The organism is Pseudoalteromonas sp. bablab_jr010 (assembly GCF_016464105.1).
In the GTDB taxonomy this organism is placed as follows: Bacteria; Pseudomonadota; Gammaproteobacteria; order Enterobacterales; family Alteromonadaceae; genus Pseudoalteromonas; species Pseudoalteromonas simplex.
The window spans coordinates 270,764-284,265 of sequence record NZ_JACDWV010000148.1; the positions used below are offsets into that span (position 1 = coordinate 270,764).

The window sequence follows — 13,502 nt, forward strand, 5'->3', positions numbered from 1 at the left end:
TTAGCGCTAGGTTGATACCTAGCGCCTTTGTTTCAAGGATTTGGTTATGCTAGAAAACATAAGCTCAACAAAAGTCAGCGGTGGCTGGCATAAACAATATACCCACCACGCTAGCAGCACACATTGTGCTATGCGCTTTGCGATTTTTTTACCACCTGGTGCCAGCGAAACCAATAAAGTACCCGTCATGTATTGGTTGTCAGGTTTAACCTGTACTGATGAAAACTTTATGCAAAAAGCCGGGGCATTTAAGAAAGCGGCTGAACTGGGTATTGCGATTGTCGCTCCGGATACTAGCCCGCGCGGTGAAAATGTTCCTGACGATGAAAACTACGATTTTGGTCAAGGTGCTGGCTTTTATGTCAATGCGACTCAAGCACCTTACAATGTGCACTACAATATGTACGACTATGTGGTTTCTGAGTTACCTGCACTTATCGAGGCACACTTCCCTGTGACGACTAAAAAAGCCATTGCCGGTCACTCTATGGGTGGTCACGGCGCATTGATGATTGCACTTAAAAACCCTAAACAATACGTCAGCGCCAGTGCTTTTAGCCCGATTGTGAACCCGATTAATTGCCCTTGGGGTGAAAAAGCATTTAGTAATTACCTTGGTAGTGATAAAGCAAGTTGGCTTGAATACGACAGCTGTGAATTAATGAAAAAAGCCGTCGCTGAAGATTATTTACCCATGCGTATTGATCAAGGTGAGGCCGATAATTTCTTAGCTGAGCAACTCAAAACCGAGCACTTATTTGCTGTCGTAAACGAGAAAGATTACCCAGCCGAAATTAACATGCACGCGGGTTATGATCATAGTTACTTCTTTATCAGCAGCTTTATTGATGAACACCTAATGTTTCATCAAAAATATCTGTGATTAATATCTCATTTTAAGTGTGAGGGCTTAGCTTCCTCACACTCTTTAATACTGCGTGTGATTTGCCTACAAACTAACTGTGGTTGTTGTTCTTCTGGTTTGAGTAAACCAATAACAGCGCTATCAATTTCAAAGCCTAATTTTGCGAATGAGAAACCCTTTGGATCTTTTACAAAATTTTTAGTTTGATTAGAATTCGTAGTTCCAATATTAGCTGATTGTGAGTTTTGTGCAGAGCCGTCAAGAAAGACTCCTGCTGCCGTACACCCCGTTAATTTGTAGCTAAGTAAGCAAATAACAAGTTTTGAAAAGTTAATCTTCATTAAAACTATCCATTAATGTAGGTCTTTTTTTCGGCTCAGCTTTAACCTCAACACATTCTTTTACTGCGCGACTAATTTGACGGCATTTAAGCTCAACATCTTTGTCTTTGCTACCACTCTCCAAGCCTTCAATAATCGCTTTGTCGATTTCATAACCTAGCATCGTCATGGTCATACCATAGTTCACTCGGTCATTATCTTTTTTATCTGCATAGGCACTGGCAGGCTGTGCTTGGCTAGCACGCCCACCAATACCATCAGCAACTAGGCCAATTACAGTACAGCCACTGAGCAAACTAACAGAAAGTAATAGATACAGAGATTTAAGCATTGGTCCTCCAATACACTTAAGCTTATTTTTAAGCATAATAACAAACGCGTAGTTTAACTGTAAAAAACTGTTGATTAATCACAAATATCGCGAATAAACTCTTTTAAAAACCCAACCAACTGCAATAGAAATATTAATAAGAAAGGTAAAGCGCCTAAAATTGCAACGCTACGATTTAACGGCTCATCTTGTAACATTAATAATGCAAAGCTGCATAGGAATAATGCTAAACACCATGCATAGAGGGTTACGCGGTTATTTTGCTCAGAGCTAACCAGTTCTCTTATGACTAATATTGCAGAGTCAGCGGATGTGGCAACAAATATCAACAGTAATAATAAGCTGGCCCAAATAAACACGGTTCCTTGCCAGTCTAGTTGATTAAAAAATACAAATAAGCCTTGGCTGTAATCTTGTTTTATTGCGACTAAAATACCTGCTTGGTTAAGTCTATCCCATTCAATTGCTGCCCCCGAAAAGGTCGCAAACCAAATTATAGTGACTAAAGTTGGAATACACACAACCGCCAAAATAAATTGCCAAACCTTGCGCCCCTGACTAATTTTGACTAGGAACACACCAACAAATGGCCCCCACGCTAACCACCAAAAGTAATAATTATATGTCCAATGAGTGGCCCAGTCAGGCGTTTTTAACTGGCTATCAAATTGCCAAGTGCCGGTTGCAAGCAACTGTAAATAGTAGCCAGTTCCATCAAATGCAATCTTTATAATAGGCTCAATTGGCACCACTATTAGCAACCAAACAAGCAGACTAAATGCTAAAAGTACGTTAAATAGACTCAGTGACTGTACACCGCGACGTAATCCAAATTTAACCGACAGCGAATAAATAACGGCTAACAAACAAACGATTAATGAACCTACTAATAAAGTTGAAGTAACCCCCAACTCAATTTCTACGCCTTTACTTATCAATAAAGTTGAATTAGCTATGGTGCCGACGACCCCAAAAAAAATAGCGATTACCGCAATTAACTTAACAATAAACGACACAGTAAATTTTGCAGACTTATCAAAGCGATTACCAAGCGCCGTTAAAACAGGGGCACAAATATCTCCTGATTTACCACTGTATTGCGTTAATCCCCCAAGCACGAGCGCAAATACTGCATAAAGTGCCCAAGCATGGGCGCCCCAATTAACCAAGGTTAAAGCGAGGCTACTAGCTAGTCTATCTGGGTATAAGCTTTGTTTAAGTGGAGGGTCGAGAGAATGTAATGCAGGCTCTGCTACGCCCCAAAAAACCAAACCAGATCCCATTCCAGCTGCAAACAACATGGCAAACCAACCAAAGTTTGAATACTCAACAACAGCGTGTTCGCCACCTACTTTACGGCTACCGAGTGGGCTAATGGCTAAAATAATGATGGCAAACAATAAAAAATTCACCAATAAGAAAAAGCTACTACCAGTCCATTTTAAAATCATTTGTATAAACGGCTGAACTTGCTCAGTGATAACATCAGGCAAAATCACAGCAATCAGTGCACCAAACATACACAGTGCAAGTGCGGTTTTTTCAAGAGAGGAGATGGAATGTTTCAATGTGAAGCCTATTTTGTCAGCGTGTTTAGGATACTGTTAGCATGACTGAAATTCAAACAGCCAAAAGGCTGAAAAAATGACATAGCACTGCGTAAAAATCGCAAATTATAGCAAGGCATGCTTTTAAAAACCCGGCTACATGTCCCTAGTTTCATCATTTTATGTAATTTGTTGATCGGGTATTGAAATTGCAAAGCTATCATAATCTTTATAGCAAGGAACAAAGCATGGACTTTAATATTGATTGGTATGAAATTCTCGATAATTTAATTCACCTAGGCATTGCCTACTTACTTGCCCTTCCTATGGCATTTGATCGAGAAAAAACCAGTAATGGTGCAGGTCTTAGAACATTTCCATTAGTCGCTGTTGCATCTTGTGGTTATGCATTAGTGGGTATGTCTGTTTTAACAAGTTCAGAGGCAGAATCAAAAGTACTCGAAGGGATCATCACGGGTATTGGTTTTATTGGCGGTGGTGCAATTTTGAAGAACAAGAATTCAACGTATGGAACAGCCACAGCAGCCAGTATTTGGAACATGGGACTCATCGGCATTGCTGTGGCATTTAGTCGTTACGAAATCGCCTTTTTAATGGCGTTGATTAATTTCATAACGCTAAGGTATGTTAAGCGCTTAAAGTAAACAATTAACTAGCGTCATATTTTGAGTTAACGATGGCATAGCCAGTTTGTTTCACTTTAATCTCAGCAGGATTTGCAGATTTAACTAATAAACCGCATCGTCTGCTTTGCTCATCAATAACGTAGTTAACTGATTCACTCGCTTCAAGGTCAATGACTTGATCAGCACAGCGGATCTGTAATTTAGAAACATCGCTCGCGCCTTCAATTTTGATTGAACCGCGAGATAAAGATAAATATGACAGCTTATCTTTTGAAACATTAATTTGTGAATTAATCTGCGGTGTGCGCGCCAATAGGTCATCAATTTGCTTGATGGTGGCAAGTTTGTTTTCTTCTGAAAACTGTTTACCCTCGATATTATCTAACGCATAAATAGCATTGTAAGCAAGATTAAAATCGCCCTTAAAGCTGTACCATTGTAGCGCACTTTTAGCGACTAAATATTGTATATCCGTTGGCAACTTAGCTCGCAGTAAATAGGCTACAGACAACTGCTCATCAAAGCCAAACCATTGTTGTTGATGATAATAATATTGGCTTTTCAACCAAGCAAACAATGCCTGCTCAGAGGTGTTTTTAGTATGGTCTTTGTATAACTCAGCCAATGCTTGCTCACCTTTATTAAACTCTTTTGCTTGTAGCATTTTATTGATTTCATCGTATTCATTAATGAAACCACGGCTCGCTTTATCATTTGAGTAACCATTAAAATACTTACCTACTTCAAATGAAAATAGGTAACCCCCTTCTACGGTTTTACCTTCTTTTGTAGCGGGTGCAAACTCTAAGTTGGTTAAGTATTTCTCTGCGTTTTCTTCGCTGCCGCGAGTATCAGATGCCATGATCACTTCAATATCTTTTGCCTTACCATGTGTATCAACCACATAAGACATTAATGCCCAACCTTCAAGGCGAGAGCCGTTATAACTACCTGGGTAACGTTTGTTTGAATTTTTAACAATGTAAGCTGATGTGGCGGCCTGTAAATCAACACCTAAGTCGTTGACATCTCGTGCTAAAGCCTGTGTTGGTAATGCGGTAAGTGAACAAAGTGCTGCGAGTTTAGTGAATTTAATCATGATAATGGCTCCAATTCCCTTTGATAGGAACATTTATAGCACTAAAAAAGGCGCTTTAAAAGCGCCTTGCTGTCAAGAATGTGCTTAAACATGCCTTGATCTTAAAACATATCCTGGTAAGGGTTTGGTTTTGATAATAAAACTTTTTTATCAAAACCAGGGATTGTCATTGAATCTTCACTAATCTCAATGTCACTTTCATCAATTAAGCCATCACCAAAACGATAAATTAGCTCATATTGACCTAAATCTGCCTGTTGCTGATAGTCAGTTTGTGCTTGGAATACCTGAGTATGACGGTCTTGATATTGCGCCATAACCTCATCACCATGACGCTTTGCAAGCATCTTTAATGTAATTGCCGGTGATAACACAGTCGCTGTAGCATTGTTACCGCCAAACCCTTTTGAATTTATAAAGGCAATATCCATGGCATCACATTGATAATGTTCAGTGCGAATATCTAAATGCTCGCTATAAACATCATCTGCCACTTTATCAATTGTGGTTATACCCGGCATAATATTGTGACTAAACACACCTAATGCCATAGCTAATTGGTCACCACTGGCAGGAGCTATAGTATGGCCAACATACGCTTTAGGTGCAGCAACCTTCCAATTATCAATTGCAAAAGTCTCTGCCACTTTATGATAGATCAGTGATTCTGTTACGCGGTTTTGTGGTGTACTTGAGCCGTGAGCTAAAATGAAACTACGCTTTTGTACTGCTTCTTGGCCAACAATACTGCTCGCTAGTGCAACAGATTTGGCCATCGTAATGTAGTTACCAGGGCCCGGTGCTGTTATTGATTTTTTAATGCCATCGGCATTTACAAACACATCTGCAACACTGCCTAACACATCTGCACCTAACTCTAATGCCAATGCATCATCCATTAAAATAGCAACTTGTGCACCTTCACCAATTGTAAAACCACAGTTTTCACCAAATGGACGACTGGTACGACGGTGATCAACCACATCTGTATTATCAAGACGCTTAAGGCCCTCTTCATTAGCAAGTGCGCTCATATTGCCAAAACCTTCAACGATTTCAGGTGTAATAGCACACTCAACAGACGCCACAATAGCTACACGCGTACGTCCTGCTTGAATATCGTTTACTGCTGCACGTAGGTTATATAAAAACGTTGCACAAGCACCTGATGTAGTAAAGGTTGTTCCCACATTGCCTGTTACATAAGCATTGATAAAGTCAGTCGACATGGTGTTTAAGCCAAGTGCAAGCTGTTTTGTACTCACACGGTCGCCCTGCTGACGCGCACGAATAAGTCCACCAAATCCTTCATCATCAACTTGACCAGCCACAGAAGCTGAGTAAGTGCCAATTTGATCAGGCTCAACGCTATTCATTACCTGCTGCCACGCCAGACCTGTCGAACGAATCGCATCAGTTGCGGCAAAGATAGTCGCTTGCAAGCCTCTTGGTTGATAACGGCTGTTATACATAGCCGAAGGTTCAAAACCTGTTGGTAATTGACCGGCCGCTTTAATTGGATTATCGCGCGTACTGTCATGTTTAATAGCAAGATCAGCACTAATTGTAACTTTCACTTTTTTATCAGTTAATTCTTCAACCTGCCAAGCACTTGGTACTGGAGTTGGTAAATCACGGCGGCGCGTTTCAAAAACAATCTGCTGTTCATCAGACGCTGTTAACGTCATTTTTTGCTGCCATGGCGTTGCATCAACATCGAAGTGATTTTTTTCAATTTTACGAATAAGTGTACCAGCTAAAATTTGTTCACCGAACTTAGCTTCGATGTCTGATTCGGCAATGGTATTGCCGTCAGCATCTTTTAGTAAACCTTCAGTAAGGGTGACTAAGTTCATTAATGTCGCTAAGCCTAAGAATGTCTCCTGACGGGCTTTAGCGTCCAAGCTGTCTAACACGATACGACGATAACCTTGATGAAAAGAAGTGCGGCCAGCGGCATTAATACCACCCATACCGACAATAACGGGTAATGCTGTCATAAAAAACCTTGAGAAAACGTGTTATGAGAATTAAGCCAAGTTTAAATGGATTAATTAACACGCTTTATGCTTAAATAGCCAAATAACCTGCATAACAGGCCAAAAATAACTGGTCGGAGCAATTAGAGTGACGAAACTTCAACAAGTAAAAGCTATTGAAATTAGTATTTTGGTTTATCCCCATTTATTAATAACCAGTTTAACCCTGCCTATCGAAATGCTCAGAGCTGGCGAGGCCTTTGCTAAAAGCCATCGTCAGCAAAACGAATTTAAACCCTTAAACATCAATTTAGTTGCAAGTAGTCTAAAAGCGATCCCCAATCGTACTGGGCTTTCGATTATGCCCGATTGTGAAACCGTCACAGCGCCTGTAAGTGACTTAATTATCGTTCCCGGGATTTGGCGAAACCCACGTCCAGTAGTAAGCAAACAAAAGAGTTTGGTGAACTGGCTTGGTGATTCTTGGCAGCAAGGCAGCCATATCATTGGTGTTGGCACAGGTAATTGTTTAGTTGCCGAAGCGGGATTACTAGATGGCCACCCTGCTACCACTCACTGGCACTACGCAGAACAATTTAAACGTGACTACCCTAAAGTACAGCTTAAGCCTGACTTTTTCATCACACAATCTGAGCGCATGTACACCGTTGCGAGTTTAAATGCCCTTGCCGATGTTATTGTGCATATTATTAGTCAATATTACGGCCGAGAAGCGGCGCAACATGTTGAGCGTAATTTCTCCCATGAAATTCGTAAACCTTACGAAGATCAGCGCTACCTTGAAGGTGCCGTTGATAAACACCCAGATGAGCTCATTGCACAAATTCAATTTTGGCTGAAAAATAATTTAACCTCAGAATTAACCCTGCAAGAAATTGCAGCGCAATTTAGTTTAAGCTACCGCACCTTTACGCGCCGATTTCGTCAAGCCACCAGCCAAACTCCTGTTGAGTATTGGCAACAGCTTAGAGTACAAACTGCAAAAGAGTTATTAGCGTCTTCAAATTTATCTATTCAAGAAGTTGCCCTGGAAGTAGGTTATAACGACCAAGGTCACTTAACACGAGTTTTTAAGAAAGTGCTTTCGCAAACACCCAGTGAATATCGCACAGTTGTTAGACGGAAACTATTTGGCTAAAACTAAAGTATCTAAATATATTTCAGGCTAAGTCAGATAAATCATATTTAAGTTGCTGAATTCAAGATTATTACTATCCTTTGACTTGTTGTATTAGTAATTGAGTAAATTTGATAAATGTATCAGCCAAATTATGATGAGTTAGTACAAAGTTGGAATAAAACGCTCGCTGTTTTAGCCCTGATTGCTGAAGTGCCCGTCGCATTAGTAATGAAAATAGAAAACAATATTATTAGTGTGTTTTCAAAAAACGATAACCAAGCAAATCCTTATGAAATTGGTGACAGCGAAGAGTTAGAAGATTCAGGCCTCTATTGCGAGCATGTCATAAAAACGCAGAACTTACTGAATATTCCAAACGCACTTATTGATGATGATTGGAAAGAAAACCCTGATATCAAGTTGAATATGATTTCTTATTTGGGTTTACCAATCTGTGCTGGAGATACTACCCCATTTGGTACTATTTGTATCCTTGATAGTAAACCCCATGAATATAATGAGCCAATAATAAAGCTACTCGAAACCATTAAACAAAGCTTCGAGACGCAACTAAAATTGTTACATCAGCAAAAACAAGCGTTTGAGCAGCAACAGTTTACTGAACTCGCGACCTTAATTCGAGGCATTGCTCATGAGATTAATACTCCTTTAGGTAACTGTATTACAACCGTTGATGTAACCAAACTTGCCTTAAATGACACTAAATCCCTACTAATAAAAAAACAATTAAGCCAACAAGCACTACAAAACACATTAGATACATTAGAGAACACTAATGAACTGCTAGATAGAAATTTAACCGCATGTGCACATAAAATACGAATTTTACAAGATTTGCTGTATACCAAATCACAATCTAGTAAAACTGTCATTACCTTAGCTCAGCTTTCAGAATCACTTCAAGAACACTTAAAAGAGCAAATAAAATATCGTGCAATTAAATTAGACATTAATTATCAAAACCCACATAGCCAATTTGAAGTTGAAATAGAGCTACTCAAGCAAGTACTCATTATTTTGCTACAAAACTCAATGGAGCATGCGTTCAACAATATTGCAGACCCTGCTATAGAAATTAATATTTTTAATTTTGATGAGGTGTTAAAAATTCACTATAAAGATAACGGCAACGGTATCAGCAGCAATGAACTAAGCTCAATTTTCACCCCTTTTTTTAAAGGTAGCAGCAATCAATCAGGTTTAGGGCTAGGCCTGAGTATTGCGAAGAAAATAGTTAGCCAACAACTGCAAGGCGATATTTGTGTACAAGAAAGTGATGCAGGCGCCCATTTTTTAATTAGTTTGCCTAAGTAAGTTGATAAGTTTAAATGTCTTTCGTAAATAAAATCTTACTAGTTTGTAGGCTGCCTCTGTCTTCATAACCTACAATTGAATAGCCATTTTTGATAAGCAGACTCAGCATTGCAGGAAAACGGTTCATCGACTTAACCTTTATAGTTAGGTAATTGTTGGCTTTAACCCATGCTTCTTGCGCGTTTAATAGAGCCTGTGCAATGCCCTGCCCTCTACATTTTGGTGCAACCGCACCAAGCCAGCTATAGAAAGTGTTTGAATCTAACGCATAACCCAGTTTGTAGGCCACAGGCTCATTATCGATATAAGCAACTAAAGCTAGGTGGTCAACATCTGCACACTGTGCCTGTAATTTACTGAGGGTATTTCGGCCATCAAACTCTGGTATTTGACTATCTATAAACAACAAATCTTCTAATCTAGCTGGCTTTATTACGTAAAGAGGCTCCATGAATAACTCTTATCTGATATCTAGTGTCACTTTTCTTTTCGATAATACAACTTTGAGTAGCGTTTTACACGGGCATGCACACCACGACCTAGGCTCTTAAATTTAGCTTCAAGAACATCTACGCCATATAAAATCCCCACCACTAGCACTGATAGCTTTATCGCAGCGAGTAAGTTGTCAGTGGCAATGACAACACCAATTGATGCTAATACCCAAATCGTTGCAGCGGATGTTACACCAACAACCGCACCATCTTTTGCAAGCATCACCCCGGCACCCAAAAAGCCGATACCAGTAATGATCTGGCCAACGACACGTGAATGATCAATATCTTCACCATGTAACATAAACGCTGTTGATAGAAACAAATAAGTACCCAACACAATGAGCGCTGAAGTACGAATGCCCACAGGTTTGCCGCGTAATTGACGCTCCATACCAATAATTGCGCCGCAAAATGCGGCGCTACCTATTGCTGACCAAGAATAAGGAGCAATATCAAATAAACTACTTAGTGTCACTGCACTTCCAAATCAAACTAACAATCAAAATTATAAATAAAAGGCCATCGCAGTACTGAGACGCGATGAACCAAAACTAGCCATTTTAGTAAAATCGGCTTTAGCTATTGGCACATGCTGACAATCAATCGCCAATTGCTTTTCGTTCTCACAAAACGGGTCATGCACGTACAAGCAATGCTCATCAATATGAGTTACACATACCCAGTGCGGTGACTTTTTACCATCAAACCGATAAGTGCTGATCAATAACACCACCGCTTTACCCTCAGCAAGCCAATCTTCAATGGAGGCCAAGGTTAACTCTTGATACCTCACTGGCAGCTTTGCAGCTATTGCTTCGGCTACAAATTGATTGTGTACGGTATGCAAAATGGCTTTTTTCTTTTCGCTTCTGACACCATCAATAAACAAGGTATCACGGGTATTTAAAACAACATCGGCTTTAAAACCACGTTTCATTGCAGCAAGTGCTAACCCTAGAGGATGACAACCGCCATGCCCTGAAGTCATGAAGATAGTCGTGGCTTCACGCCAGATATCCAACTCTTTGTGTTGGCTCATTGCGGTATCATTCAAGGATGACATTGCCATTAATAACGCCGCTGGGCCACAGGTAAATTCGGTAGTTTGCTGGTACCAAGGTGTGTGTTTATCGGCATTAAATTCGCTATTACGACGAATGTTTTTTTGCATTCGATGCGCGTCACTGTGGTCATCATAGTAATCACTGTAATGACCAAAAACTTGGTAGCCCAGTTTTTCATATAAACGAATTGCTGATTGGTTGTTTACCGCAACTTCTAAGCGCATGTATAAACGGCCCCGTTTAGCCGTTTCACTTTCAAGCGCAAGCAGTAACTGCGCAGCAATACCTTTACCTTGCTGAGATTGCAAAACCGCCAGTGAATATAACCGAGCAAGGCGTGTCCCTTTGTGACACCACACTAAGCCATATCCAACTAGTTGATTATCTATCTCGGCCACCATCAGTAAGCCGTGAGTTGCGCTGATCCAGCGTTTTAAACTACGGCTACTTAATCTATCTCGGCTAAAGCTTTGCTCTTCAATGGCAACAAGAGCCGTCAAATCCGTGGCCTGTGCAAAGCGGATTTGACAAACAGATGCGTTCATTAACCGCGGCCTCTTGCTTCTAGGCGTTGTTTAAACTCATCCATAATGATCATATAAAGCTCATCACCTAAATAGGCATCTTCGACTTTATGGTCGATACTTGGGTTGTCATTCACTTCTAACACGTATGCTTTACCTTGATGCTCTTTAACATCAACACCATACAAACCTTTACCCACCGTTTTACAGGCTTTTAATGCTGCATCGAGGACCACTTTAGGTAGCTCAAAGGTAGGCAAGGTTTCAAAACCACCTGAGAAGAATCGTTTTGCATCATGGTTGTAAATTTGCCAGTGATTACGCGCCATTAAATAACGACATGCATAAATTGCACGACCATTTAACACCCCGACACGCCAGTCGTATTCGGTATACATGTACTCTTGCGCAAGCACAAGTGCACTGAACTCAAACAGCTCTGTTAACTTAGCAACTAACTCATCACGATTAGCGACTTTAAATACGCCTTTCGAAAAAGAGCCTTCTGGCATTTTTAATACCAGCGGATAGCTAAAGTTTGCTTCTAAATTGTCAATTGTCTCTTCACTTGTATCAGCAACAACATGCGTTTTTAAACTCGGCACTTTTTGATAATTAAAGGCATCGTGCAAAAACACTTTATTACAACAGCGTAGTATTGACTCAGCATCATCAATGACCACTAACCCTAAGCTTTGTGCTTTACTTGCTAAGCGATAAGTTGGATGGTCGATAGCCGTTGTTTGACGAATAAATAACGCATCAAATTGTGCAATATTGGTTATTTCATCAAATGTCAGTGCTTGAGCATAAATACCATGTTTAGCGGCTGCTTTGATGAATTTAGCAATGGCATCTTTATCACTTGGTGGCACTTTTTCTTGGTGATCAACCAAAATAGCCATATCCCAACGGTAACGACGTTTTTTATCGTGAATACGCCATACTGACTCTGTAAAACTACTGAGCTGTTTTACAAATTCTGTAAAGGCTGTGTCATCTAATGATGCAATCGTACCTTGCTTAACAACTCCTTGCTCATCACACACTAAAATAGGTGCGGGATATTGTGAGAATAGTGCTTTGGTTGCTTTACTATGCTGCTCTTGATCTGTATGGCCAAAAAATACAGTGCCACCAGCAAGTTCTTTATGACGCGAGCTGTGCTCATCGCTACGTAGCGCATTAATTGTTTTTACACTCGGTAATACCTGATGCTTTCTCGCTTCAGCAAGCAAAGAACAATAATAACCTTTACTTAAATACTGCCCTGTATCACACAAGTTTAAAATGCGCGTTTTTGGCTCATTATGTTTTGGATAATCACGTAAGTAGGTGTCAAAGGTAATGACATTTTCGAAATTTTGAGCAATACGTTGCTCATTGTTATCAACCACTATCAAGGTTTTAAACACGACTTTTCCTAAATTAAGTCTTATGAGAAAAATGAAAACACCCAACCAATTAAGTGAACGCATGAGGCTAAACTTCACTTAACTAGATGGGTGCTTGAAATACCAAAACACAATAATTGGTAATTAAGCGTATTGGTATAAGCCTTAAGCTTGATGTGATTTATAGAGGTTTTTTTGCTTTGTGACCAACGAGATATTTTTTACTTGAAGATGAAATTTACTGATTAAAAATACCAATAATTAAATTAACTGATCTATGCTGTACAGTTGTTTATTGCCAGCTATTGAGAGTTCAGCTTCATCATCAAGGCTCTTTCCAATCAATTGCTTACCTAACGGCGCTTCTCGGGTTACAACATAAATAGGCTGCTCTTTTACGGTAACCACTAAGCCACCTGCACTTGGGCCCATAAAAAACCACTTTGCGTTATCTTGCTCATCGATAAGACACACTAATGCACCTTCACGAACCTTATTAAACTCGCTTTCTTTAAACACCGCATTGAATGCCTGAATATCACGGTAGCATTCATTAACTCGCTCAGCTTGCCCTTGGGCTAAATAAGCGGCTTCTAAACCCAAGGTATCGTATTGAGTTTCAGCAACACTTTCTTCGTGAGTTGCTGCATCATGGGCCGCTTTTGCCGCTGCTTTGGCGTTTTGCAGTTGTGCCTCTAGCGCAAAGCGTAAATGTTCAATTACGTGTGTTTTATTCAT

The 13,502-nt window shown here is 40.0% G+C and carries 14 protein-coding genes; 4 read left to right on the forward strand and 10 right to left on the reverse strand.

Translation table 11 applies throughout. The annotated features are described in order from the left end of the window. Positions 1–46: 46 nt before the first annotated feature. Entirely contained in the window at positions 47–883 is an 837-nt protein-coding gene (fghA, locus tag JIG37_RS14680; RefSeq protein ID WP_199529691.1) for an S-formylglutathione hydrolase, read from the forward strand. 8 nt (positions 884–891) lie between these two features. On the opposite strand, the gene JIG37_RS14685 is transcribed toward fghA, so the two are convergent. The 3 genes from JIG37_RS14685 to JIG37_RS14695 form a co-directional block, all read right to left on the reverse strand. Then, positions 892–1,206 (reverse strand): hypothetical protein, encoded by a 315-nt coding sequence (locus tag JIG37_RS14685; protein WP_199529692.1) that lies wholly within the window; start codon positions 1,204–1,206, stop codon positions 892–894. Next, positions 1,196–1,537: a hypothetical protein gene (locus JIG37_RS14690; RefSeq protein ID WP_138600610.1), complete on the reverse strand. Its 342-nt coding sequence runs from the start codon at positions 1,535–1,537 to the stop codon at positions 1,196–1,198. Before JIG37_RS14690 ends, JIG37_RS14685 begins: the two co-directional genes overlap by 11 nt. 74 nt (positions 1,538–1,611) lie before the next feature. Beyond that, positions 1,612–3,105, reverse strand: a complete 1,494-nt coding sequence (locus JIG37_RS14695; RefSeq protein WP_244664393.1) for a BCCT family transporter — start codon at positions 3,103–3,105, stop codon at positions 1,612–1,614. A gap of 227 nt (positions 3,106–3,332) precedes the next feature. Between JIG37_RS14695 and JIG37_RS14700 the strand changes: the two genes are divergently transcribed. Beyond that, positions 3,333–3,749: an MgtC/SapB family protein gene (locus tag JIG37_RS14700; RefSeq protein ID WP_199529693.1), complete on the forward strand. Its 417-nt coding sequence runs from the start codon at positions 3,333–3,335 to the stop codon at positions 3,747–3,749. A 4-nt stretch (positions 3,750–3,753) separates the two neighbouring features. On the opposite strand, the gene JIG37_RS14705 is transcribed toward JIG37_RS14700, so the two are convergent. Both JIG37_RS14705 and JIG37_RS14710 read right to left on the reverse strand, forming a co-directional pair. Further along, positions 3,754–4,830, reverse strand: coding sequence for an energy transducer TonB (locus JIG37_RS14705; RefSeq protein WP_199529694.1), 1,077 nt, complete (start codon positions 4,828–4,830; stop codon positions 3,754–3,756). Positions 4,831–4,931: 101 nt separating this feature from the next. Further along, complete coding sequence (locus JIG37_RS14710; RefSeq protein ID WP_199529695.1) at positions 4,932–6,830, reverse strand: beta-ketoacyl synthase; 1,899 nt, start codon at positions 6,828–6,830, stop codon at positions 4,932–4,934. A 127-nt stretch (positions 6,831–6,957) separates the two neighbouring features. Between JIG37_RS14710 and JIG37_RS14715 the strand changes: the two genes are divergently transcribed. Together JIG37_RS14715 and JIG37_RS14720 are read left to right on the forward strand one after the other, a co-directional pair. Beyond that, complete coding sequence (locus JIG37_RS14715) at positions 6,958–7,968, forward strand: helix-turn-helix domain-containing protein (RefSeq protein ID WP_166340305.1); 1,011 nt, start codon at positions 6,958–6,960, stop codon at positions 7,966–7,968. A 117-nt stretch (positions 7,969–8,085) separates the two neighbouring features. Beyond that, entirely contained in the window at positions 8,086–9,285 is a 1,200-nt protein-coding gene (locus JIG37_RS14720) for an ATP-binding protein (protein ID WP_194441537.1), read from the forward strand. A 10-nt stretch (positions 9,286–9,295) separates the two neighbouring features. Here the strand turns inward: JIG37_RS14720 and JIG37_RS14725 are convergent, their stop codons facing one another. The 5 genes from JIG37_RS14725 to JIG37_RS14745 all read right to left on the reverse strand — a co-directional run bounded on the left by JIG37_RS14725 (position 9,296) and on the right by JIG37_RS14745 (position 13,502). Then, positions 9,296–9,736: a GNAT family N-acetyltransferase gene (locus JIG37_RS14725; RefSeq protein WP_138600714.1), complete on the reverse strand. Its 441-nt coding sequence runs from the start codon at positions 9,734–9,736 to the stop codon at positions 9,296–9,298. Positions 9,737–9,762: 26 nt separating this feature from the next. Next, positions 9,763–10,257, reverse strand: coding sequence for an MgtC/SapB family protein (locus JIG37_RS14730; protein ID WP_054551426.1), 495 nt, complete (start codon positions 10,255–10,257; stop codon positions 9,763–9,765). A gap of 30 nt (positions 10,258–10,287) precedes the next feature. Next, positions 10,288–11,391 carry a GNAT family N-acetyltransferase/peptidase C39 family protein gene (locus JIG37_RS14735; protein WP_199529696.1) on the reverse strand — a complete coding sequence of 368 codons (1,104 nt, stop codon included), beginning with the start codon at positions 11,389–11,391 and terminating at the stop codon, positions 10,288–10,290. Continuing rightward, positions 11,391–12,785, reverse strand: a complete 1,395-nt coding sequence (locus JIG37_RS14740) for a RimK family protein (RefSeq protein WP_199529697.1) — start codon at positions 12,783–12,785, stop codon at positions 11,391–11,393. The genes JIG37_RS14735 and JIG37_RS14740 overlap by 1 nt, the downstream gene beginning before the upstream one ends. A gap of 240 nt (positions 12,786–13,025) precedes the next feature. Then, entirely contained in the window at positions 13,026–13,502 is a 477-nt protein-coding gene (locus tag JIG37_RS14745) for a transcription elongation factor GreAB (protein ID WP_199529698.1), read from the reverse strand.